At 72.5% G+C, this 22,384-nt stretch carries 19 protein-coding genes, 2 tRNA genes and 1 riboswitch; of the genes, 17 read left to right on the top strand and 4 right to left on the bottom strand.

Features of this window, described 5'->3' with window-relative positions; translation table 11 throughout:
* Nucleotides 1–55: 55 nt before the first annotated feature.
* Entirely contained in the window at nt 56–1,399 is a 1,344-nt protein-coding gene (gdhA, locus tag Mam01_RS22655) for an NADP-specific glutamate dehydrogenase (RefSeq protein ID WP_204287225.1), read from the top strand.
* 15 nt (nt 1,400–1,414) lie between these two features.
* On the opposite strand, the gene Mam01_RS22650 is transcribed toward gdhA, so the two are convergent.
* Nucleotides 1,415–2,812, bottom strand: coding sequence for an MFS transporter (locus Mam01_RS22650; protein ID WP_239101526.1), 1,398 nt, complete (start codon nt 2,810–2,812; stop codon nt 1,415–1,417).
* A 102-nt stretch (nt 2,813–2,914) separates the two neighbouring features.
* On the opposite strand from Mam01_RS22650, the gene Mam01_RS22645 reads away from it, so the two are divergent.
* The 3 genes from Mam01_RS22645 to Mam01_RS22635 are packed head-to-tail and all read left to right on the top strand — an operon-like array spanning nt 2,915 to nt 4,581.
* Entirely contained in the window at nt 2,915–3,802 is an 888-nt protein-coding gene (locus Mam01_RS22645) for a helix-turn-helix transcriptional regulator (protein WP_204287223.1), read from the top strand.
* 10 nt (nt 3,803–3,812) lie between these two features.
* Nucleotides 3,813–4,184, top strand: a complete 372-nt coding sequence (locus tag Mam01_RS22640) for a VOC family protein (RefSeq protein WP_204287222.1) — start codon at nt 3,813–3,815, stop codon at nt 4,182–4,184.
* Nucleotides 4,185–4,218: 34 nt separating this feature from the next.
* Nucleotides 4,219–4,581, top strand: a complete 363-nt coding sequence (locus tag Mam01_RS22635) for a DUF2203 domain-containing protein (protein ID WP_204287221.1) — start codon at nt 4,219–4,221, stop codon at nt 4,579–4,581.
* Nucleotides 4,582–4,613: 32 nt separating this feature from the next.
* Here Mam01_RS22635 and Mam01_RS22630 read toward each other — a convergent pair whose 3' ends face one another.
* Nucleotides 4,614–5,489, bottom strand: coding sequence for a sirohydrochlorin chelatase (locus tag Mam01_RS22630; RefSeq protein ID WP_239101525.1), 876 nt, complete (start codon nt 5,487–5,489; stop codon nt 4,614–4,616).
* 211 nt (nt 5,490–5,700) lie between these two features.
* On the opposite strand from Mam01_RS22630, the gene Mam01_RS22625 reads away from it, so the two are divergent.
* The 6 genes from Mam01_RS22625 (at nt 5,701) to Mam01_RS22600 (ending at nt 12,499) form a co-directional block, all read left to right on the top strand.
* Nucleotides 5,701–6,786, top strand: a complete 1,086-nt coding sequence (locus Mam01_RS22625; protein WP_150931435.1) for a LacI family DNA-binding transcriptional regulator — start codon at nt 5,701–5,703, stop codon at nt 6,784–6,786.
* Nucleotides 6,783–7,691: a ribokinase gene (locus tag Mam01_RS22620; RefSeq protein ID WP_204287220.1), complete on the top strand. Its 909-nt coding sequence runs from the start codon at nt 6,783–6,785 to the stop codon at nt 7,689–7,691. Before Mam01_RS22625 ends, Mam01_RS22620 begins: the two co-directional genes overlap by 4 nt.
* Nucleotides 7,692–7,768: 77 nt before the next feature.
* Nucleotides 7,769–8,020 (top strand): hypothetical protein, encoded by a 252-nt coding sequence (locus Mam01_RS22615; protein WP_204287219.1) that lies wholly within the window; start codon nt 7,769–7,771, stop codon nt 8,018–8,020.
* 158 nt (nt 8,021–8,178) lie between these two features.
* Nucleotides 8,179–9,288, top strand: a complete 1,110-nt coding sequence (locus Mam01_RS22610) for a phosphotransferase enzyme family protein (RefSeq protein WP_204287218.1) — start codon at nt 8,179–8,181, stop codon at nt 9,286–9,288.
* A gap of 109 nt (nt 9,289–9,397) precedes the next feature.
* Complete coding sequence (locus Mam01_RS22605; RefSeq protein WP_204287217.1) at nt 9,398–11,812, top strand: molybdopterin oxidoreductase family protein; 2,415 nt, start codon at nt 9,398–9,400, stop codon at nt 11,810–11,812.
* 90 nt (nt 11,813–11,902) lie between these two features.
* Complete coding sequence (locus Mam01_RS22600; protein WP_204287216.1) at nt 11,903–12,499, top strand: hypothetical protein; 597 nt, start codon at nt 11,903–11,905, stop codon at nt 12,497–12,499.
* 696 nt (nt 12,500–13,195) lie between these two features.
* Here the strand turns inward: Mam01_RS22600 and Mam01_RS22595 are convergent.
* Both Mam01_RS22595 and Mam01_RS22590 read right to left on the bottom strand, forming a co-directional pair.
* A tRNA-Val gene (locus tag Mam01_RS22595) sits at nt 13,196–13,270 on the bottom strand.
* A gap of 25 nt (nt 13,271–13,295) precedes the next feature.
* Nucleotides 13,296–13,367: transfer RNA gene (locus Mam01_RS22590), tRNA-Gly, on the bottom strand.
* A 196-nt stretch (nt 13,368–13,563) separates the two neighbouring features.
* Between Mam01_RS22590 and Mam01_RS22585 the strand changes: the two genes are divergently transcribed.
* The 7 genes from Mam01_RS22585 to Mam01_RS22555 all read left to right on the top strand — a co-directional run bounded on the left by Mam01_RS22585 (nt 13,564) and on the right by Mam01_RS22555 (nt 22,382).
* Entirely contained in the window at nt 13,564–14,112 is a 549-nt protein-coding gene (locus Mam01_RS22585) for a DJ-1/PfpI family protein (RefSeq protein WP_204287215.1), read from the top strand.
* A gap of 182 nt (nt 14,113–14,294) precedes the next feature.
* Complete coding sequence (locus tag Mam01_RS22580) at nt 14,295–14,570, top strand: hypothetical protein (RefSeq protein WP_030505148.1); 276 nt, start codon at nt 14,295–14,297, stop codon at nt 14,568–14,570.
* Between the two features lie 8 nt (nt 14,571–14,578).
* The gene (glmS, locus tag Mam01_RS22575) at nt 14,579–16,396 is read left to right on the top strand and encodes a glutamine--fructose-6-phosphate transaminase (isomerizing) (protein WP_204287214.1); all 1,818 of its coding nucleotides are present in this window, start codon (nt 14,579–14,581) and stop codon (nt 16,394–16,396) included.
* A 282-nt stretch (nt 16,397–16,678) separates the two neighbouring features.
* A complete protein-coding gene (locus Mam01_RS22570; RefSeq protein ID WP_204287213.1) occupies nt 16,679–17,650 on the top strand; it encodes a Bug family tripartite tricarboxylate transporter substrate binding protein in 972 nt (323 codons plus the stop codon).
* Nucleotides 17,651–17,695: 45 nt separating this feature from the next.
* Nucleotides 17,696–17,904, top strand: a riboswitch (cobalamin riboswitch).
* 132 nt (nt 17,905–18,036) lie between these two features.
* Nucleotides 18,037–20,283, top strand: a complete 2,247-nt coding sequence (locus tag Mam01_RS22565) for a ribonucleoside-diphosphate reductase subunit alpha (protein ID WP_204287212.1) — start codon at nt 18,037–18,039, stop codon at nt 20,281–20,283.
* Nucleotides 20,280–21,284 (top strand): ribonucleotide-diphosphate reductase subunit beta, encoded by a 1,005-nt coding sequence (locus tag Mam01_RS22560; RefSeq protein WP_239101524.1) that lies wholly within the window; start codon nt 20,280–20,282, stop codon nt 21,282–21,284. The genes Mam01_RS22565 and Mam01_RS22560 overlap by 4 nt, the downstream gene beginning before the upstream one ends.
* Before the next feature lie 42 nt (nt 21,285–21,326).
* Nucleotides 21,327–22,382, top strand: coding sequence for a mechanosensitive ion channel family protein (locus Mam01_RS22555; RefSeq protein ID WP_204287211.1), 1,056 nt, complete (start codon nt 21,327–21,329; stop codon nt 22,380–22,382).
* Nucleotides 22,383–22,384: the final 2 nt, after the last annotated feature.

The raw sequence follows: 22,384 nt of genomic DNA, 5'->3' as shown, positions 1-22,384 counted from the left end.
TTTGACATCGTTACAGTGAGAAGGGATAAATCAGGCACAAACGAGGAGCGGTCGAGTGCTGCACGAGAGGCTCGAGGGCGTCTACGAGAACATCTTGCGGCGTAACCCGGGGGAGGCCGAGTTCCACCAGGCCGTACGCGAGGTGCTGGAGAGCATCGGTCCCGTCCTCGGCAAGCACCCGGAGTACGCCGAGCACAAGATCATCGAGCGTATCTTCGAGCCCGAGCGGCAGATAATCTTCCGCGTGCCCTGGGAGGACGACCAGGGTGAGGTGCACATCAACCGGGGCTTCCGGGTGGAGTTCAACAGCGCGCTCGGGCCGTACAAGGGCGGGCTGCGCTTCCACCCCTCGGTCTACCTCGGCATCGTCAAGTTCCTCGCGGTGGAGCAGATCTTCAAGAACGGCCTGACCGGCCTGCCGATCGGAGCGGGCAAGGGAGGCGCGGACTTCGACCCGAAGGGCCGCTCCGACCGGGAGATCATGCGCTTCTGCCAGAGCTTCATGACCGAGCTGTACCGGCACCTGGGCGAGCACACCGACGTGCCCGCGGGGGACATCGGCGTCGGGCGGCGGGAGGTCGGCTACCTGTTCGGCCAGTACAAGCGCATCACCAACCGGTACGAGTCCGGCGTCATCACCGGCAAGGGGCTGAGTTACGGCGGCGTGCAGGTGCGCACCGAGGCCACCGGCTACGGCTGCGCGTTCTTCGTCGAGGAGATGCTGAAGGCGAAGGGCACGTCGTTCGACGGCAGGCGCGTGGTCGTCTCGGGCTCCGGCAACGTCGCCGTGTACGCGATCGAGAAGGTGCGCGAGATGGGCGGCGTCGTCGTGGCCTGCTCCGACTCCTCCGGCTACGTGGTGGACGAGAAGGGCATCGACCTCGACCTCCTCAAGCAGGTCAAGGAGGTCGAGCGGCGCCGCCTCAGCGCCTACGCCGAACGCCGCGGCGCCGAGGCGACGTACGTGGCCGGGCGCAGCGTGTGGGAGGTGCCCTGCGAGGTGGCGCTGCCGTCGGCCACGCAGAACGAGATCACCGGCAAGGACGCCGAGGCGCTGGTGCGGGGCGGATGCGTCGCGGTCGGGGAGGGCGCCAACATGCCCACCACGCCCGAGGGCATCCGGGTGTTCCAGGAGGCCGGAGTGGCCTTCGGCCCCGGCAAGGCCGCCAACGCGGGCGGCGTGGCCACCAGCGCCCTGGAGATGCAGCAGAACGCCAGCCGCGACTCGTGGACGTTCGAGTTCTCCGAGCGGCGGCTCCAGGAGATCATGAGTGACATCCACGCCCGCTGCCTGGAGACGGCCGACGCGTACGGCATGCCGGGCGACTACGTGGCCGGCGCGAACATCGACGGCTTCAGGAGGGTGGCGGACGCCATGCTCGCCCTCGGCCTCATCTGAGCACTCGCCGAGTGCTCATCGGTTGACCCGGCGGGTGCGCAGGAGGGGAAGCGCGCACCCGCCCGCGGCCAGCGACACCGCGGCCAGCCACAGCGATGTCACCGTGGCGGCGTGCGCGGACGGGGCGAGGCTGAGGAACAGCGTGCCGAAGACGGCCACGCCGACGACCTGGCCGAGCTGGAGCATCATCGCCAGCAGGCCGCTGGCGTCGGCCGCGTCGGCGGGCGCGACCCGGGCCAGCGCCACCGCCATGAGCGGGCTGAACGTGCCCGCCATGCCGGCGCCGACGGCCACGAAGCTGATCTCCAGCAGCGGCTCGCCGTGGCCGCCGCCGGCCAGCGCCGCCGCCAGGGCCAGCTCGCCCGCGGCGGTGACGACGGCGGACGCGACGATCACCGGCCGGTGCAGGCCGGCCGGCAGCCGCTTCCAGTTGAGGCTGGTCAGCCCGAAGGCGGCGGCCGCGGGGACGAACAGGCAGCCCGCCCGCAGGGCGCTGTCGCCGAGGCCGCCCTGCAGGTGGAGGGCCATGGCGAACAGCCAGCCGCCGTACGCCGCCATCACGAGGAAGATGCTCGACGCGGCGACGGCCACCCCGGGGGCGTGCAGCAGGCGGCCGGGGACGAGCGGATGCGCCGCACGCCGCTCCACGAGCAGGAACGCGCAGAACGCGAGCACCGACAGGCCCATCGCGATCCACCCCCACAGCGGCCAGTCCTCCTCGTGCCCGAGCACGAGCGGCACGACCAGCAGGCAGACGGCGAGCGACAGGGTGACCAGGCCGGGCACGTCGAGCCCCCGCTCACGCCGCACGTGCACGGCGGGCAGCGCGCGGGCGCCGACGGCCAGCAGCGCGAGCCCGATCGGCACGTTGACCAGGAAGACCGGCCGCCAGGCCGTGCCGAACAGGTCGGCGGTCACCAGCAGCCCGCCGAGCACCTGACCGACGACCGCGCCGGCCGAGATGACCGTGGCGTAGACGCCGAGCGCCCGCCCCCGCGCGGCGCCGTCGTAGGTGACCTGGATCAGGCTGAGCACCTGGGGCACCATCAGGGCGGCTCCCGCGCCCTGCATCAGCCGGAAGGCGATCAGCACACCGGCCGAGGTGGCGAGTCCGCACATCAGCGACGCGGCCGTGAACACCACGAGCCCGGTGAGGAAAAGCCGCCGGTAGCCGAACAGCCCCCCGAGGCGTGCCCCGGTGATCAGCAGCATCGCGTACGCCACGGTGTAGCCGGAGATGACGAGTTGCAGTCCGGAGCCGGTGGCCCCGAGGTCGGCGCGCATCGTGGGCGCGGCGACGTTGACGATGGTGGCGTCGAGGACGGCCATGAACTGCCCCGCCAGGATGACGGTGAGCAGCAGACCCGGCGAGGTTCGCCGCGCGGCCGGCGCGCGGGTGGTGACAGTGGTCATGGCGGCAACGATGCGGCCGTCGCGATACCGGTAACGAGAGCCTGCCGATACTGGTACTGACACCACCTGGCAACGCGGTCACGCACTCGCCAAGATGGGGAGGTGACGACGGGGACTCGCACCAGGAACACCAGGCGTGAGGAGCTCGCGGCCTTCCTGCGCAGCAGGCGCGAGCGCATCCGGCCCGAGGACGTCGGCCTGCCGCCCGGCCTGCGCCGCCGTACACCGGGCCTGCGGCGGGAGGAGGTGGCCCAGCTCGCGGGCGTGGGCGTGACCTGGTACACCTGGCTGGAGCAGGGCCGCCCCATCAACGCGTCGGTGCAGGTGCTCGACGCCATCGCCCGTACGCTGCGGCTGGACGCGGCCGAGCGGGAGCACCTCTACCGGCTGGCGGACCTGCCGGAGATCGCCGATCCGGCGGGCGACGGGGAGGGCCTCGACGCCGAGGTGCACACGATCCTGGGCCAGCTCGACCCGCTGCCCGCCTGCGTCTACAGCGGGCGTTACGACCTGCTCGCCTGGAACGCCGCCTACGGCACGATCTTCGCGTCCGTGGTCGACCGGCCACGGCTCGAGCGTAACGTCCTGTGGCGGGTGTTCACCATGCCGGACTGCTGCTGCCCGCTCGTGAACAAGGACGAGGAACTCCCGCAGATGGTCGCGATGTTGCGGGCCGCCTTCGGCAGGCATGTGGGAGAGCCGGCGTGGACGGGCTTCGTCACCCGGCTGTCGGCGGCCAGCCCGGAGTTCGCCCGAATGTGGGCGATGCACGACGTGGCCAGACCGGGCGTCCGGATGAAGCTGTTCAAGCACTCGTCGGTGGGCCTGATCCGCCTGGCGTCCACCAGCATGGCGCTGGCCGCGCCGCCGGAGACCCGCATCGTGGTCTACACGCCCATGGACGACGAGAGCAGGCAGCGGATCGAATGGCTGGCGCTCCATCCGGAGGTCGCCCGCTGCCCGCTGCATGGGGAGCCCGTCCGCGGGTAAAGCCGCAGTCATGGCCTGTCGTATCAGCGAACTCGTCGTCGACTGTCACGATCCCGAGCGGCTCGCCGCCTTCTGGTGCGAGGTGCTCGGCTTCGAGGTCATCCAGCGCACGGACGGGTGGATCGAGATCGGCCCGCCGGACGTGGGCTTCGGCGGCCTCCAGCCGACGCTGATCTTCGCGCCGGTGCCGGAACGCAAGCTCGGCAAGCTGCGCCTGCACATCGACGTCAATCCCACCGACCGCGACCAGGAGGACGAGCTCGACCGCCTGTTGAAGCTCGGCGCCGTACGGGCCGACGTGGGCCAGAGCGGCGAGGAGCAGTGGCACGTGCTCGCCGACCCCGAGGGCAACGAGTTCTGCCTGCTGCGCCGCCGCCTGTGACCTTCCGGCGGGCCGATGCGGTAGCGTCCGGAGCGTGGCGAGGATCTTCACGCTGGACGAGGCCGGGTCGCTGATGCCGGAGGTGCTGGAGCACGCCCGCGCGTTCGTCGCCGTCCGCGCCGACCTCGCGGAGCTCACCTTCGACCTGCGGCAGGCCGGGACCTCCGCCCTGGGCGGCCTCGCCGAGGCCAAGGGCCTGGAGGCGCGGATGGACGAGATCCTGAGCTGGTTCGACGCCGAGGAGATCGAGATCAAGGGCGTCGCCCCGCTGCTCGTCGACTTCCCCGCCGTGCTCGGCGGCGTGTCCGTACGGCTGTGCTGGCTGGAGGGGGAGACGGCCCTCGGCTGGTATCACCGCAGCGACCTCGGCTTCCCCGGCCGCCGCCCGCTCCCCTGACCCCACCCGCCGGGCGAAGCCGGCGAGGGGGTTCAGTCCGACAGGTCGTCGAAGCCGTCGAAACCGCCGAAGGCGGCGCCGTATCGGACGCAGACCATGCGGGCCACCGACTCGTGGGCGCCGAGGGGCTCGGCGCAGCCGGCGCCGATGGCCTCGGCCGCCGTCGTGATCCGCTCGCGGTCGGCCTCGGGACCGATGACGTACGGCACCATGGCGAGGCGGTTGGCCCCGATCTTGCGGAGCCGCTCGGCGGCGTCGCGCACCGTCGGCACGCCGTCCAGCGCGGCGGGCACGACGGGAAGCGTCAGGCGGGCGGCCAGCAGGACGGCCGTCGCGTCGGCCCCGCGCGCGGCCTCGTCGCCCCCGGCGGTCGCGACGATGATCCCGTCGACGGGCGAGGAGACGTTGAACAGCCGCATGCGGTCGGCGCGGGCCAGGCCCGCCTCGGACAGCCGCACGTGCAGGGCCTCGGCCAGCAGCGGATGCGGGCCGAGCGGCTCGGTGATCCGCACCGCCGCGCCGCTCTGCGTCACGGCGTCCCGTACGGCGCGCCGGACGCGGGGATGGGGTCCGGTGACGAGCGGCACCACCACCGCCGCCGGTCCTCCGGCCGGGCGCCTGGCCGCGATGTCGGCGAACTCCTTGGTCAGGTCGGTGCCGCCGTCGGCCAGCGAGACGATGCGAAGGTCGAGTTGCGGGTTGTCGATCCGGACGATGGAGGCGACCTCGGCGGCCACGTCCGCACCCTGGCCCGCCGGATCTCCGGCCCTGCCCGGCACGGCCAGGACCAGGGCGGGCGCGTCGGCCGGCAGGTCGGCCGGCAGCGGCCGTCGGTGGCGGCCGGTCCCGGGCCGGGAGGATCGCTCCCGGGTGGGGAGCTTGGGCGGGTCCTCGTGACCTTCGTTCACATCGGCGGATTCTAGGGCGAAACCGGTCGAAGAGCAGAACCAACGCGCGGCTTGTTGCGGCTTGGTGATCTAGACGTTTTACGTCGCGGTTACTTGACGCTGCTGGTGGCCCTCGCTTTGATAAGGGCCGTCCACGCTGAAAACGTTTACAGCTCCCGCGTGCTGCGACGCGTGGACGACTACACGAGAGTCTCCCCAGAGTGAGGTGGCCGTGACCGAGGGTCCCACGATCACCACGATCGCGCAACGCGCCGGCCTGTCGATCGCCTCGGTGTCGCGGGTGCTCAACGGGCTGCCGACGCGCGAGGACACGGTGCGCCGGGTCATGCGCGCGGCCGACGAACTCGGCTACGTGCCCAACTCGGTGGCCCGTTCGCTGCGCAACCGCCGCACCCACCAGATCGCCTTCGCGCTGTCCGACATCGGCAACCCCGTCTACGTGGCGATGGTGCGGGAGATCCAGGCCGTGCTGAAGGCGGCCGGATACCGCCTGCTGCTCCACTCGACCGAGGGCGACCCGGAGGACGAGGTGTGCGTGCTGCGCGGGCTGCGGGAGCGCTACGTGGACGGCCTCATCATCAGCCCGCTGCGCGGCGTCGGGGAGGAGCACATCGAGGCCGTGACCACGGCGCGGGTCCCCGTGGTCGTCGTCGGCCCGGTGCCGGAGGGCACGCCGGTGGACACCGTGCGGGGCGACTCGCGGACCGGCGTCCTGCTCGCGATGGACCACCTGCACGGGCTCGGCAGGCGGCGGATCGGCCTGCTCAACGGCCCGCTCGGCACGGCGCCCGGCGCGGCCCGCGCCGCCGCCTACCGGGAGGCGCTGGAACTGCTCGGCCTGCCGTACGACGAGAGCCTGGTCGAGGTGGGCGACTTCACGCGCGACCGCGGCGCGCGGGCCGCGCGGGCGCTGCTGGCCCGCGCTCCCGGTCTCGACGCGCTGATGTGCGCCAGCGACCTGATCGCGCTCGGCGCCCTCGACGTGCTGCGGGAGCAGGGCAGGGACGTCCCCGGCGACGTCGCCGTGGTCGGCATGGACGACACCGAGCTCGCCTCGGTCGCGTGGCCGTCGCTGACCAGCGTCTCGCTCGGCTGGGCCGAGCGCGGCAGGGCCGCCGCGCGGCTGCTGCTCGACCGCCTGCGGGACGGCTCGCTGCCGCCGCGCGTGGTGACCGTCGAGCCGGGCCTGATGGTCCGGTGCTCGACCGGAGGCGGGCCGAGGACCGCGTTCGCCACCCGTGCCCTCGCCCGCGCCAGTGCCCGCGCGCTCGCGCTCGCCGGGGGAGACCGGCCGTGATCTCGGTCTTCGGCAGCGCCAACATGGACCTGGTGGCGTACGTGGCGCAGGCCCCCAAGCCGGGGGAGACCATCACGGGCCGGGCCTTCCGCAGCATCCCGGGAGGCAAGGGGGCCAACCAGGCGATCGCCGCCGCGCGGGCGGGCGGGCGCGTCGCGTTCCTCGGGGCGGTGGGCGACGACGCGTTCGGGCCGGGGCTGCGCGCGGCGCTCGCCGGGGCGGGCGTCGACACGAGCGGGGTGCGGACCGTCCCCGGCCCGTCGGGCGTCGCCCACATCGTCGTGCAGGACGGCGGCGACAACTCGATCATCGTCGTGCCGGGGGCCAACGGCGCGCTCACCGGCCCCTCGGCGGAGGACGCGGAGACGATCGGGCGGTCCCGCGCGCTGCTCCTGCAACTGGAACTCCCGATGGAGGCCGTGGTCGACGCCGCGTGCCTGGCCGGCGCCGTGACCGGTGCCGCGACGGGGGCGGAGGTGATCCTCACCCCCGCCCCGGCCGTGCCGCTGCCCGCCGAACTGCTGGCCGCGGTCGGCGTCATCGTGCCGAACGAGCACGAGGCGGCGGTCCTCACCGGCCGGGACGACCCGTGCGACGCGCTGGAGGCACTGCTCGAACTCGTTCCCGAGGCCGTCGTGACGCTCGGCGCCCGGGGCGCGTTGTACGGCTCCCGCGACGGTGTCCGCCTCCACGAGCCCGCCGTGCCGGTGCGGGCGGTGGACACCACGGCGGCGGGGGACACCTTCGCCGGCGCGCTCGCGGTGGCCAGGACCGAGGGACTCGGCCCCGAGAGGGCGCTCCGCTTCGCCTCGGCGGCGGCGGCGCTGTCGGTCCGGCGCGAGGGCGCGAGCACCTCGATGCCGCACCGGCCCGACATCGACCGGCTCGTACGGGACCGAACGTAAAATCTCTGCATACGGAGTGTGATCGATGGGTAGCTCTGCGTTGCATCCGTCAACGCTTCGCAGAGAAGAGGTATCCGTTGATCAGATCACTGGAGCGCGCCGGGCTCGCGGCGTTCGCCGCCGCCCTGTTCGCGGCCCCGGCGGTTCTCGCGGCGCCGGCCGCCCACGCCGCCGCCGGTCGCCCGGCCGGAGACGACGTGTACCGCACCTGGTTCACGAGCCACGCGCGCTGCGTGGCGGAGGGCCAGGGCGGGATCGACCGCGGTCACTGGGAGCACTACACCTGCTCCGAGGGCGACTGGTTCTGGCATCTGTGGACCAACCGCTGAGCTGACGCGACCCGGCCCCGGCACCCATCCCGCCGGGGCCGGCCCGCGAGATTGCAAGGCCGGAATCGAGCGGCCTGATCCCGGGGCCGGATCAGGAGAGCGCAGACCGCAGGGGAGGATGAGGGGCGACCGGCCGACATGATTCTCAAGGAGTGCGCATGCAGGTCCACGACCTGTCCGGCGGCGGAGACGTCCTCATCCGCGTCGAGGGGGTCGCCCGCCGTGCCCTGGAGCGGTACGGGCTGCCCCCCGACGCCGCCGTGACGTTGCTCAACGTGTCGGAGAACGCCACCTTCACCGTGGACGTCGGCGGGACGGGGAGCGGAACGGGCGGCGTGCCGGACGACGGTGTCCACGACGGTGTTCCCGGCGGGATCCCTGGCGGTGTCGACGGCGCGACGCGGGCGATCCTGCGGGTGCACCGGCTCGGCTACCAGTCGCCGGCCGCCATCGCCAGCGAGCTCGCCTGGCTGGAGGCGCTGCGCGAGGAGGCGGGCGTCGTCACGCCCCGCGTGATCCCGGCCCGCGACGGGTCCCGTGTCGTCACGGTCGAGGACCCGGGCGCCGAGCCCCGCCACTGCGTGATGTTCGAGTTCCTCCCCGGCGCCGAACCGGCCGAGGACCGGCTGGTGGAGGAGTTCGGGCGGCTGGGCGCGCTGACCGCCCGCATGCACCGGCACGCCCGGGGCTGGACGAGACCGGCCTCCTTCACCCGCTTCCACTGGGACCTCGACGCCGCCTTCGGGCCCACGCCCCGCTGGGGCCGGTGGCAGGACGGCGTGGGGGTCGACCGGGAGGCGCACGCCGTGCTCGCCCGCCTGGAGGCCGAGCTGCGCCGGGGGCTGGAGCGGTACGGCACGGGCCCGGACCGGTACGGGCTCATCCACGCCGACCTCCGCCTGGCCAACCTGCTGGTGGACGGCCAGGCCGAGGCCAGTGTCATCGACTTCGACGACTGCGGCCTCGGCTGGTACCTGTACGACCTCGCCGCCGCCGTCAGCTTCATCGAGCACCGGCCCGAGGTGCCGCACATGGCGGAGTCGTGGGTGCGCGGCTACCGCACCGTGCTCGACCTCCCGAAGGAGGACGAGGCCGAGATCTGGACGTTCATCCTGTTCCGCCGCCTCCTCCTCGTCGCCTGGATCGGCTCCCACCCGGCCGCCGCCGGGGCCGCCCGGCTCGGCGCCGGCTACACGCGCGACAGCTGCGAGCTGGCCGAGCGCTATCTGAGCGGCTCACTGAACGGATCACTGAGCGGATCACGCTGAGGAAAGTATTCGAAAAGGAACCGGTCAGTTCGGGCGAATCCGGGATCAGAAGGACATTGCGCCGGGTACGGGGAGCGTCGTTCACACATCGTCACCGCGGAGGTGCCAGGTGCTGGACCGGATCGCCGATCCCAGGGGGCGGCGCACGCCGTACGGACCTCCCGACGCGGTGGAACGGCTGGCCGCGGCCCTGCCGGGACGCATGCGCGACGCGCTTCCCCCGGTCATCCGCCTGGGCAGCCCGTGGCCGGTGCGGGTCGACGTGTTCCTGGAGGACGGCGTCACGGAGGACGACGTCGAGTGCTGGGTCCCCGCGGCCTCGGCGGCCGGTTCCCACGGGGAGGCCGTCGACCTGGCGGTGCGCGGCGGGCGGGTGGTGGGCGTACGCGGCCGGGCCGGTGACCGGGTCAACCACGGCAGGCTGGATCCGCGCGAGTGGCCCGCCTGGCAGCCGCGCCAGGGACGGCTGACCCGCCCGCTCGTACGCGAGGGCGGGCACCTCGTCGAGTCGACGTGGGACGTCGCGATGGACCGTGTCGTCACCCGGTCGAGGCACCTGCTCGCCGCGCCCGGCGGCTGGGGCCGGATCGCCTTCCACACGGGCCCCCGGCTGTTCCTGGAGGAGCACTACACCCTCGCCGTGATCGGCAAGGCGGGCATCGGCACCCCGCACATGGACGGCGACACCCGCGGGTGCGCGGCGGCGGCAGCGGCCGCCCTCGCGGCGAGCTTCGGCACCGACGGCCAGCCCGGTTCGTACACCGACGTGGACCACTGCGACGCGCTCGCGCTGTGGGGGCACGACTGCGCGGCCTGCCACCCCGTGCTGTGGGAGCGGATGCTCGACCGGAGACTCGGCCCCGGGCCGCCCGCGATGATCGTGGCCGATCCCGACCGGACGCCCGCCGCCAGGGAGGCCGACGTCCACCTCGCCGTGCGCCGCGGCACCAACGTGGCCCTGCTCAACGGCCTGCTGCACGAGCTGCTCGCGAACGGCTGGCACGACGCGGCCTACGTCGCCGCGCACACCGTCGGCGTCGAACGGCTGTGGCGCACCGTCGAGGCGTACCCGGCCAAGCGGGCGGCGGAGATCTGCGGGGTGCCGGTCGCGCGGATCGAGCAGGCCGCCGAGATCCTGGGCGCCGCCGAACGGCTGGTGTCGACCGTCGGCCCGGCCCTCCTCGGCTCCAACCAGGCGACGGCCGCGGCCTGCCAGGTCGACAACCTCCACCTGCTGCTCGGCATGCTGGGCAGGCCCGGGGCCGGGCTGTTCCAGCTCGGCGGGCCGGGCTGCGACGCGCTGGAGACGGGCTCGGCCGGTGACCTGCCCGGCCTGCGCAACTGGGCCGACCCGGGACACGTGCGCGAACTGGCCGCGCTCTGGAACGTCGACCCCGCCGTCATCCCGCACTGGGGGCCGGCCACCCACGCGACCCAGATCTTCGGGTACGCCGAGGAGGGCTCCGTCGGGCTGCTGTGGATCACCGCGTCCGACCCCGTGAGCGCGACTCCCGGGCTCGACCGGGTGCTCGCCCGCGAGGACCTGTTCGTTGTCGTCCAGGATCCGTACGTCACCGAGACCGCGCTGCTCGCCGACGTCGTGCTCCCCGCGGCCGCCTGGGGGGAGAAGACCGGGACGGTCACCGGCGCCGACCGGACGGTGCACCTGTGCGAGAAGGCGGTGGAGCCCCCCGGGGAGGCGAGGGCGGACCTGGCCGTCCTGCTCGACTACGCGCGGCGGATGGACCTGCGCGACCGCGACGGCCTGCCGCTCGTCGGCTGGACCGACGCCGAGTCGGCGTTCGAGGCGTGGAAGGCCTGCTCCGGGGGCCGTCCCTGCGACCACACCGGCATCACCTACGACCGGCTGCGGGCCGGCGGCGTGCAGTGGCCCTGCACGCCGGCCGGCTCCTACGGCGCGGAACGGCTGTACGCCGGGGGGAGGTTCGCCACCGAGCCGGGGCGCTGCCAGACGTTCGGGGCCGACCTGGCCACCGGCGCGGAGTACGGCGAGGAGCGGTACCGCGCCGACGGCCCCCGGGGGCGGGCGTTCCTCCACGCCGCCGATTATGAGCCGTCTCCTGAGGTGGCCGACGACGCGCATCCGCTGGTTCTCCTCGTCTGCCGGGCGCCGCGCCTCTCACCCGCCCCGCCGTACCTGGAGGTCCATCCGGGTGACGCCGCGGCGTACGGCGTGGAGGAGGGCGACCTCGTGCGGGCCGAGTCGCCCCGGGGCGCGCTGGAGGCCGTCGCCCGGCTGTCGGGCGTACGCCCCGGAGCCGTGGTCCTGCGGCTCGGCGGCCGGTCCGAGGCCGAGGCGCGGGCGGCGGCGGAGCTCACGCTCACCTCGTGGGACCCGGTGTCGCGGCAGCCGCTGCGCACCGCGGCGGCGGTGCGCCTGGTGCGGGTCGCCCCCCGGCCGGGGGAGCCCGCCGAGGAGCTCACGCCCGTGGAGGGCGTCTGCTCCGCCGCCACGCCCCTCGGGCACGGCGTCGCCGTACGCGAGCGGTACGAGGAGGTCTGACGTCCGCGATCACCGGAGAGGGGTGGGGGCCATGGGCACTGACACCGCGCGTACGGCCGGCGGGAAGGCCGTCTCCGGGTGGGCCGATCGGTGACCGTCCACCTGGCGGACTACCTGGAGCTCCTGGTGCGGACGGAGCACGAGCTGTCCGGCGGGTTCCACGCACTGTGGCGCGGCCATCCCCGGGAACCCGACCTGTGCGGCGTGTGCGAGCGCCTGGCCGCGCAGTGCCGGGCGCACGCGGAGCGGCTTGAGCCGTACCAGCGGCGCTACCGGGGCCCTCAGCAGGGGGAGCGCCAGATGGAGCATCGGATGGAGCCGTGGGTGCCGGACCCGGTCATCCTGGACGCGACGAGGACGGAGCTCCAGCGGGCGGGCCCCGAGGGGGTGGGTCTCGTGACGTCGGCGCGCCCCAGGCTGACGCCCGCGGGCGCCGCAGGGAACGGCGGCAACGGCGGTAGCGGCGGCGGTCTGGTCCTGCTGCGCGAGCTGCACCGGTTGTATCTTCTCGCGACCGAATGCGATCTCTCCTGGAGCGTGGTCGCACTGGTCGCCCGCGGCCTGAAGGACGACGACCTCCTCGACCTGGCCGGCCGGTGCGCCCCCGAGACGGCCGTGCAGTTGCTCTGGCTGCGGACCCGGATGCGGCGGGCCGCGCCGCAGGCCCTCGTCGTCGCGTCCTGGTGAGGTCCGTATATCGCGCGGATTCATACAAACGCGGAGAAGAATCGTCCGGAGGGCGCGGTCTCGTTCTCGTCTGTCGTCATTGTCGCGATTCACGACAGGCGGGGGCAGGGCTGATTCACCGACAAATGTCGCCATGTAGACAATATTGAGATCATGTCGCGGGATCGTTGCAGAAATTAGATTGTGCCGGGATGGCAGTAATTGATAGAAAATGATTACGACGAGGGATGGGTGCGCCCATCGACGACGCCGGTGCTCATGGCGGGGGCCGCACCGGCGGTGCGGAATGCCGGGAAATCGGGTCCGGCACCGCGGGTCGTTCATATATATCGGTGCCGACGCCTGCCGCGGCCGGCGTCGGCACCACCGATTTCCGCACCGTGAGCGCGGTTTCCGCACCGTGAGCGCGGTTTCCGCGCGGTGAGCGCGGTTTCCGCGCGGTGAGCGCGGTTTCCGCGCGGTGAGAACCATGAGCGGTGTAAGCACGGCACCCCTGCCGCCTGCTCGGCGCGGCCACCCGTGCCACTGTGCGCGCCTGCTGCTGTGTACGGGCGTCGCCGCGTGGATGTCACGGTTGGGAAGTCGCCGTACGGATGCATCGCCGTACGGAGCCGCTGCCTGAGATCGGCTACCTGTGAGGTGGGATGACGGCCCGCGCGGCCGATGAGGCACCACTGCATGAGTGCTGGGATGGGGTGGTGGGCGATACTGGGATTGAACCAGTGACCTCTTCCGTGTCAGGGAAGCGCTCTCCCGCTGAGCTAATCGCCCGTGCCCGGATGTCGTCCGGGCTCCGAGCGGAAGACGGGATTCGAACCCGCGACCCTCACCTTGGCAAGGTGATGCTCTACCACTGAGCCACTTCCGCAGCCATCGCTCGGGTTTCCCCGGCGACGCGTGCTCAACTCTAGCGGATCCCCGGGGGTGCCGGTGCCATCTGTTCCCACCCGGAGAGCGATCCGAGAGCGCCCGGCGCGGCCCAGGGCCGCCGCGAGGCGTTGACCCGCTGGAGCGGGCGTGCACAGGATGAGGCGCGACCGTACGTGCGAGAGGAGTTACCCACCATGACGAAAGTGCTCATCATCACGGGCGACGCGGCCGAGGACCTGGAGGTGATGTATCCGTACCAGCGGCTTCTCGAGGAGGGCTACGAGACGCACATCGCGGCGCCGTCGGTGAAGAAGCTCCAGTTCGTCGTGCACGACTTCGTCGACGGCTACGACACCTACACCGAGAAGCCGGGCCACGCGTGGGCGGCCGACGTGGCCTTCGCCGACGTGAACCCCGAGGAGTACGACGCGCTGGTGATCCCCGGCGGGCGCGCGCCCGAGTACCTCCGCGGCGACCGCGACGTCCAGGAGATCGTGCGGCACTTCGCCGGCGCGGGCAAGCCGATCGCCGCGCTGTGTCACGGTCCGCTGATCCTGGCCGCGGCCGGGGTGCTGAAGGGCCGGGAGAGCAGTGCGTACCCCGCCTGCGCCACGGACGTCGAGAACGGCGGCGGCACCTGGGTCGACAGTGAGGCGCACGTCGACGGGAACCTGGTGACCGGGCGGGCCTGGCCCGACCACCCCGCCTGGATGCGCGCGTTCATGAAGATGCTGCGCTCATGAGGGCGCTGCGTTCTTAAGGCGCCGCGGGCCGCCGCCCCCGTGGGCTGAGTCTTTCGCCGGCTCGTGGACACCGCTCCTCCACGAGCCGCGCGACTCGGCGGAGCCGCTTTCGCACTTATCCTGCCCGAAAACGGGCAGGAAACTTGTTAGTCGGCATCCGCGCTGCGTTAGGGTCCTGCTCTGTGTCCACGGCACGGCATCCCTTCGAGGATCTGATCGGCCACCTCACCCGGACCACCTCGCTGGGCCCGGGTGAGGCGGCCCGCGTGGTGGCCGACGTCCTGGCGTACTTCGGCGAGCCCGCGGAAGAGTACGTGCGGCGCCGCCACGGCGAACTCAAGTCGAGGGGGCTGACCAACGACCAGATCTTCCCCAGGATCTCCGCCGAGCTCGCGGGGAGGCGTGTCGCGGCACCGGAGCTGACCCTGCGCCAGCTCCGGAGGATCGTTTACGGATAGGAGCGGTTATGTGCGGAATCGTCGCTTACGTCGGGCCGAAGGATGCGGCGCCCATCCTGCTCGAAGGTCTCCAGCGGCTGGAGTACCGGGGCTACGACTCGGCAGGCCTCGCCGTCGTGAACTCCAGGAGTCTCAAGACGCGCAAGGTCAAGGGCCGGGTCGCCGACCTGGCGGCGGCGGTGCCCGCGAAGTTCAAGGGCGGGATCGGGATCGGGCACACCCGGTGGGCCACCCACGGGGCGCCCAGTGACGTGAACGCGCACCCGCACCTCGACCAGGAGCAGCGGATCGCCGTCGTGCACAACGGCATCATCGAGAACGCCGACGAGCTGCGCCGCCGCTTGGAGGGCGACGGCGTGAAGTTCGAGAGCGAGACCGACAGCGAGGTGCTCTCCCACCTCATTGGGCGGATGGTCAAGGAGACCGACTCGCTGCGGGAGGCCGTGCTGCGGGCGCTGAAGAGCGTGGTCGGCACGTACGGCATCGCCGTCGTCGACGCGCAGCGTCCCGGCGAGATCGTGGTCGCCCGCAACGGCAGCCCGATCGTCCTCGGCCTCGGCGAGAAGGAGATGTTCGCCGCCTCCGACGTCGCCGCGCTCATCCGCTACACCCGGCAGGTCGTCCACCTGGAGGACGGCGAGCTCGCCGTCATCAAGGCCGACGGGTTCAACACCTTCACCAGCGACGCCCGGGAGACCGCCAAGGAGCCGTTCACGGTCGACTGGGACGCCGGTCACTACGACAACGGCGGCTACGAGCACTACCTGCTCAAGGAGATCTCCGAGCAGCCCGACACGGTCGCCCGCACCCTGCGCGGGCGCATCGACGACCGGTTCCACATCGCCCACCTCGGCGGCCTCAACATGGACGCCCGCGAGACCCGCTCCTTCCGCCGCGTGAAGATCATCGGCTGCGGGTCCGCGTACTACTCCGGGCAGATCGGCGCGCAGCTCATCGAGGAGCTGGCCCGCATCCCCGCCGACGCCGAGCCGGCCTCCGAGTTCCGCTACCGCAGCCCGGTCGTCGAGCCCGACACGCTGTACGTCGCCATCAGCCAGTCGGGCGAGACGTACGACACGCTCGCCGCCGTGCAGGAGCTCAAGCGCAAGGGCGGCCGGGTGCTCGGCATCGTCAACACGGTCGGCAGCGCCATCGCCCGGGAGACCGACGGCGGCATCTACCTGCACGCCGGGCCCGAGGTCTCGGTGGCCTCCACCAAGGCGTTCACCTCCACCGCCGTGGCGTTCGCGCTGCTCGCCCTGCACCTCGGCCGCGTACGGGACCTGTCGCCGGCCGACGGCCGCAGGATCTGCGACGGCCTGCGGCGGCTGCCCGAGCAGATCAAGGAGATCCTCACCCTGGAGGACCAGATCAGGGAGCTGGCCAAGAAGTACGCCGACGCTCCGGGCATGATGTTCGTCGGCCGGGTCCGCGGCTACCCGGTGGCCCGCGAGGGCGCCCAGAAGCTCAAGGAGATCTCCTACGTCCACGCGGAGGCGTACCCGGCGAGCGAGCTCAAGCACGGCCCGCTGGCGCTGATCAGCCCCGAGCTGCCGACCGTCGCGGTCGTGCCGGACGACGAACTGCTGGACAAGAACCTCACCACGCTCGGCGAGATCCGGGCCAGGCACGGCCGCATCCTCATGGTCGGCCACCGCACCTCGGAGGCGGCCGACGACTGCATCGTGGTGCCGAGGAACGAGGTGGAGCTGGACCCCATCCTGCTCACGATCCCGCTCCAGCTGTTCGCCTACCACGCCGCCGTCGCCCTCGGCCGCGACGTCGACCGCCCCCGCAACCTCGCCAAGAGCGTGACGGTCGAGTAAGCCCGTCCGGCACCCACGGCTCGCGTCCCGGCGACGCGAGCCGTGCTCGTGCTGGGCGTGCTCGCGCTAGGTGTTGAGGAGGGCGTGGACCTCCGTGTCGTGCCAGCCGTCGGCGTGCAGAAGCGCCGCTCTGAGGACTCCCTCGACGGCGAAACCGGCCTTGTCCGCCACCCGGCAGGAGGCGGCACCGATCGCCGCATCCGTAACGTCCGTTATGTCCTGACATGGGGTGGTTGCTCATAGTGTGTCCGCATAAGGGACTCTTCGGGGGGAGGGTGCCGCATGCGACGCCGTACGGTTCTCGCACTGGGAGTCCTGGCCCTGGCGGGCGGATGCGGCACCCCGGCGCCTCCGTACCGCGGGGAGATCTCCCTCCTCGTCCCCGGCCCGCCGGAGTGCTGGGGGGACGGCGTCGCCCGGAGCCTGAAGTCCCTCATCGAGGCCCGGCGCTGGGCCCAGAGGGTGCTGATCACGCGGGACGCCCGGAGCGGCGCGTCGGCCGTCGGCCGCTTCGCCGTGGGGCGGACGGACCGGCTGATGGTCGCCGACCCTCTCCTGCTCGCCGACTGCGCACTCGGTCGCGCGCCCGGTGACACGCGCGGCGACGTGGGGTCGTTCGTCACCCGGACCGTGCCGCTGGCCAGGCTGGCGGGGGAGTGGCAGGTGCTCGTGGCCTCCCCCGGCTCGGGTTACCGCACGTTCGAGCAGGTCGCGGCGGCCCTGCTGAACACCCCGGAGCGGGTGAAGGTGGCGGGCGGCCCCGACCGCGGGCCCGGCCACCTGCTGCTCGGCCTGACCGCCCGGGGGCTCGGGGCCGACCCGCGCCTGGCGGCGTACGAGGCCTTCGACAGCCCCGCCCGGGCCGTCGCGGCGGTGGCCGAGGGGACGACCGCGCTCGCCTTCGGCGGGTGCGGCGACGTCGCCGCCCACGTGAGGGCCGGGCGGCTGCGGCCGCTCGCCGTCTCGTCTCCTGAGCGCCTGCCCGGCCTGGACGCGCCCACGCTGGCCGAGTCGGGGGTGCGGGTGGCGTACGCGAACTGGACCGGCCTGCTCGCCCCCCTCGGGGTGACCGCCCGCGAGCGCGACGCGCTGACCGATCTGTGCCGGGCCGTCGTGGACTCGCCCGCCTGGCTCCGCCTGTGCGAGCGCAACGGCTGGACGCCGATGTGGCTCGCCGGTGAGGAGTTCCGGCAGTGGCTGACGGGCGAGGTGCGTCGTACGGCCCTGCTCCTCGACGATCTCGGAATCCGGTGAGCAACACAACTTGTAGGGCTGCTTGCGTGATCGCCCACTAGATGTAGGATCCATCGCGTCGCTGGTTCACCTCGGTGAGGCAAGAGGGAACCCGGTGTGAATCCGGGGCTGCCCCGCAGCGGTGAGCGGGAACGACCGCCGTCATTGGAGCACTGGTGCGCGAGCGCGCCGGGAAGCGACGGCCAGTAGGTCCGGCGGGTGTGTCCCGCCGGCCGCCCGCGAGCCCGAAGACCTGCCCGCGACCGCGCGCGGAGCCACCGCGCGCGCCCGCGCCGTGCCCCGAGGGAGGGCCCGCCGCCCGTACGCCGTGCCGTCACGAGCGTGCGCCGCGGTGTGCCCTCCCCTCCGGCCGGCCGGGTCAGGAGACGAGGAGGAGAGGGCGACCGATGACGATCACCGACCCGGTCTCCGCGCCCGCGCGCCCCGGCACCGGGGCGCGCGGCACGGAGACGGCCGCGGATGTCTGGCGGGCCATCGAGGAGGCGGCGGCGGGGGTCGTCGCCGACCCGGAGAACTCACGGCGGGCGGCGCGGCTGCTCGCCCGGGTCATCGAGGAGGAGACGGCGGGCCAGGGGGTGCGCGCCTTCTCCGAGTCGGTCGCGGCGGCCCACGCCGCCGGGCTGCTGGGCGACACCGTCGCCGCGTTCGTGGCCGACGAGGCCGCGGCGCTGGACGCGCTGATCGACCCGGCGGCCGACGACCGGTTCGAGTACTTCGGGCTGCGCACGGTCTACGACCGCTACCTGCTGCGGCATCCGGTCACGCGGCGGGTGCTCGAACGCCCGCAGCACTTCCTGCTGCGGGTGGCCTGCGGCCTGGCGGCGAGCGTCGGCGAGGCGGCCGAGCTGTACCGGCTGATGTCCGCGCTCGCCTACCTGCCCAGCTCGCCGACGCTGTTCAACTCCGGGGCGCGCCGCCCGCAACTGTCGTCGTGCTTCCTGCTCGACTCGCCGCGCGACGAGCTGGAGAGCATCTACGAGCGGTACGGCCAGGTGGCCCGGCTGTCGAAGTACTCCGGCGGGATCGGCGTCGCCTGGACCCGGGTGCGCTCGCGCGGGTCGCTGATCCGGGGTACCAACGGCCTGTCCAACGGCATCGTCCCCTGGCTGCGCACGCTCGACGCGTCGGTGGCGGCGGTCAACCAGGGCGGCAGGCGCAAGGGAGCCGCCTGCGTCTACCTGGAGACCTGGCACGCCGACATCGAGGAGTTCCTGGAGCTTCGCGACAACACGGGCGAGGAGTCGCGCCGCGCCCACAACCTCAACCTGGCCAACTGGGTGCCCGACGAGTTCATGCGCCGCGTCGAGGCGGACGGCGTGTGGTCGCTGTTCGACCCCAAGGAGACCCCCGAGCTGACCGACCTGTGGGGCGAGGCGTTCGACGCCCGATACCGCGAACTGGAGGCGGCCGGGCGGTACGTCCGGCAGGTGCCCGCGCGCACCCTCTACGCCCGCATGATGCGCACCCTCGCCCAGACCGGCAACGGCTGGATGACCTTCAAGGACGCCGCCAACCGCGCCTCCAACCAGACCGCGCTGCCGCGCAACGTCATCCACCTGTCCAACCTGTGCACCGAGATCCTGGAGGTCACCAGCGACGGCGAGACCGCCGTGTGCAACCTCGGCTCGGTCAACCTCGCCGCCCACCTCACCCCCGAGGGGGACGGCGTTGACTTCGGCCGGCTGCGCGCCACGGTCCGCACCGCCGTACGGTTCCTCGACCGCACGATCGACCTCGGCTTCTACCCGACGCCCGAGGCGGAGGCTGCCAACCAGCGCTGGCGGCCGGTGGGCCTCGGCGTCATGGGCCTCGCCGACGTCTTCTTCGCGCTGCGCCTGCCGTTCGACTCGCCGGAGGCGCTGGCCCTCTCCACCCGGATCGCCGAGGAGATCGCGCTCGCGGCGTACGGCACCTCGGCCGGCCTTGCCGCCGAACGCGGGCGCCACCCGGCGTACGAGGAGACGCGGGCGGCGCGCGGGGTCCTGCACCCCGACCACTTCCCGTGCGCCCCGGCGCACCCGGAGGAGTGGGCGGCGCTGCGCGCGCGGATCGCGGAGACCGGGCTGCGCAACTCCCTGCTGGTCGCGATCGCGCCGACGGCCACGATCGCCTCGATCGCGGGCTGCTACGAGTGCGTCGAACCGCAGGTGTCGAACGTCTTCAAGCGCGAGACGCTGTCGGGGGAGTTCCTCCAGGTCAACCGGTATCTCGTCCGCGACCTTCAGGCCCTCGGGCTGTGGACGCGGGCGATCCGCGACGCGATCAAGCTCCACGACGGCTCGATCCAGGACATCCCCGCGATCCCCGGCGAGCTCAAGGCGCTCTACCGCACCGCCTGGGAGCTGCCGCAGAAGGCGCTCGTCGACCTCGCCGCCGCGCGGCAGCCGTACGTCGACCAGTCGCAGTCGCTCAACCTCTTCATGGCCGCCCCCACCATCGGCAAGCTCTCGTCGATGTACGCCTACGCCTGGCGGTCGGGCCTGAAGACCACCTACTACCTGCGCTCCCGCCCGGCGACCCGGATCGCCCAGACGACCGTGCCGGCCGTCACCCCCGAGGAAGCCCTCATCCCCGACGAGGGGGCGGTCGCCTGCTCCCTGGAGAACCCCGAGATCTGCGAGGCGTGCCAATGAGAACGATGCTGCTCGACCCGGGCATGGACCTGACCCTGCGCCCGATGCGCTACCCCGGGTTCTACGAGAGGTACCGCGCGGCGATCAGGAACACCTGGACGGTCGAGGAGGTCGACCTCGCCTCCGACCTCGCCGACCTGGCGACGCTGGAGCCGGGGGAGCGGCACCTGATCAACCGGCTGGTGGCGTTCTTCGCGACCGGCGACTCCATCGTGGCCAACAACCTCGTGCTGAACCTCTACCAGCACGTCAACGCGCCCGAGGCCCGCCTCTACCTGAGCCGCCAGCTGTTCGAGGAGGCCGTGCACGTCCAGTTCTACCTGACCCTGCTGGACACCTATCTGCCCGACCACGAGGAGCGGGTGAAGGCGTTCGCCGCCGTGGAGCACATCCCCTCGATCCGCGACAAGGCCGAGTTCTGCTTCCGCTGGATCGACTCCATCAGCGAGCTGTCGCGGCTGGAGACGAGGGAGGACCGGCGGGCCTTCCTGCTCAACCTCGTCTGCTTCGCCGCCTGCATCGAAGGGCTGTTCTTCTACGGGGCCTTCGCCTACGTCTACTGGTTCCGCTCCCGGGGGCTGCTGGGCGGCCTCGCCACCGGCACCAACTGGGTGTTCCGCGACGAGTCCATGCACATGGAGTTCGCCTTCGAGGTGGTGGACACCGTACGCCGGGAGGAGCCGGACCTGTTCGACGACGAGCTGGCCGGCCAGGTCGTGCGGATGATGGAGGAGGCCGTCGCCGCCGAGCTGGCCTTCGCCCGCGACCTGTGCGGCGACGGCGCCGGCGGGATGACCGCGGAGAACATGCGGCGCTACCTGGAGTACGTCGCCGACCGCCGGCTCGCCCGGCTCGGCCTGCCCGCGCGGTACGGCACGGCCAACCCCTTCCCGTTCATGGAGTTCCAGGACGTGCAGGAGCTGGCGAACTTCTTCGAACGCCGGGTCTCGGCCTACCAGGTGGCGGTCGAGGGAGAGGTCGCCTTCGACGAAGCCTTCTGATCCTCGTTTAAAGGGGTTCCACCACCGGGCAAAGGGAACCCCATGACGACGAACGGGGGCGCCGTCACAGCGGCAGCGTGGAACTGGGCGACATTGGCGATCGCGGTGGGGACGGCGATCGTGGCGGTGGAACTGGTCCGGCGGATGCTCAGGTCGCGCCTCATCGGCGACCGGTGGGCGCTCGCCGGGCCGTTCGCGCGCCGCTGCACCTGGCCGGGCTTCGCCTCGGCCGTGGTGGGCACCGTCAAGGCGGCCTACGACCCGGACATGCCGGGATCGGGCTCCCACGGCTTCCAGCGGGTGCTGTCGCTGCTGCTGATCGCCTGCGTGACGTGGCTGCTGATCCAGGCGGCGTACGCGGTGACGGACGTGGTGCTCGACCGGCTCACCCGGATCGAGGGCGAGCGCAACCGCCGCGCCCGGCGCATCCGCACCCAGATCGCGCTGGTGCGCCGGGTGTCGGCGGCGGTCGTCGTGGTGATCGCGCTGGGCGCGATGCTGTTCACCTTCCCGCAGGTGCGGGCGCTGGGGGCGGGGCTGCTGGCCTCCGCCGGGATCGCCGGCGTGGTGGGCGGCATCGCGGCCCAATCCACGCTCGGCAACATGCTGGCCGGGCTGCAACTCGCCTTCAGCGACGCCCTGCGGCTCGACGACGTGGTCGTGGTGGAGGAGGAGTGGGGCCGCATCGAGGAGCTGACCCTCACCTACGTGGCGCTGCGCCTGTGGGACGAGCGGAGGCTGATCCTGCCGGTGTCCCACTTCACCAGCAATCCCTTCCAGAACTGGACCCGGCACGAGAGCCGCATCCTCGGCAGCGTGTACCTCCGGGTGGACTGGTCGGTGCCGGTGGAGGAGGTGCGGACCGAGCTGTACCGGGCGCTGCGCGACAACCCGCTGTGGGACCAGAAGGACTGGACGCTCCAGGTCACCGACGTCACCGCGAACGGGCTGGTCGAGCTGCGCGCGCTGATGAGCGCGGCCGACTCGGCCAGCGCTTGGGACCTGCGATGCGACATCCGGGAGCACCTCGTGACGTTCATCCGCGAGAAGCACCCCGAGAGCCTGCCGCGCCTGCGCGTCGACGCCCCGGCTTCCTGACC

The organism is Microbispora amethystogenes (assembly GCF_016863015.1).
In the GTDB taxonomy this organism is placed as follows: domain Bacteria; phylum Actinomycetota; class Actinomycetes; order Streptosporangiales; family Streptosporangiaceae; genus Microbispora; species Microbispora amethystogenes.
This window is presented reverse-complemented; position numbering and strand designations above follow the sequence as displayed.

Excerpts from the sequence above, each read along its gene's own strand:
- Mam01_RS22650 (WP_239101526.1), bottom strand. The coding sequence starts at position 2,812 with ATGACCACTGTCACCACCCGCGCGCCGGCCGCGCGGCGAACCTCGCCG.
- Mam01_RS22640 (WP_204287222.1), top strand. The coding sequence starts at position 3,813 with ATGGCCTGTCGTATCAGCGAACTCGTCGTCGACTGTCACGATCCCGAG.
- Mam01_RS22610 (WP_204287218.1), top strand. The coding sequence starts at position 8,179 with ATGCAGGTCCACGACCTGTCCGGCGGCGGAGACGTCCTCATCCGCGTC.
- Mam01_RS22585 (WP_204287215.1), top strand. The coding sequence starts at position 13,564 with ATGACGAAAGTGCTCATCATCACGGGCGACGCGGCCGAGGACCTGGAG.
- glmS (WP_204287214.1), top strand. The coding sequence starts at position 14,579 with ATGTGCGGAATCGTCGCTTACGTCGGGCCGAAGGATGCGGCGCCCATC.
- Mam01_RS22570 (WP_204287213.1), top strand. The coding sequence starts at position 16,679 with ATGCGACGCCGTACGGTTCTCGCACTGGGAGTCCTGGCCCTGGCGGGC.
- Mam01_RS22565 (WP_204287212.1), top strand. The coding sequence starts at position 18,037 with ATGACGATCACCGACCCGGTCTCCGCGCCCGCGCGCCCCGGCACCGGG.
- Mam01_RS22560 (WP_239101524.1), top strand. The coding sequence starts at position 20,280 with ATGAGAACGATGCTGCTCGACCCGGGCATGGACCTGACCCTGCGCCCG.
- Mam01_RS22555 (WP_204287211.1), top strand. The coding sequence starts at position 21,327 with ATGACGACGAACGGGGGCGCCGTCACAGCGGCAGCGTGGAACTGGGCG.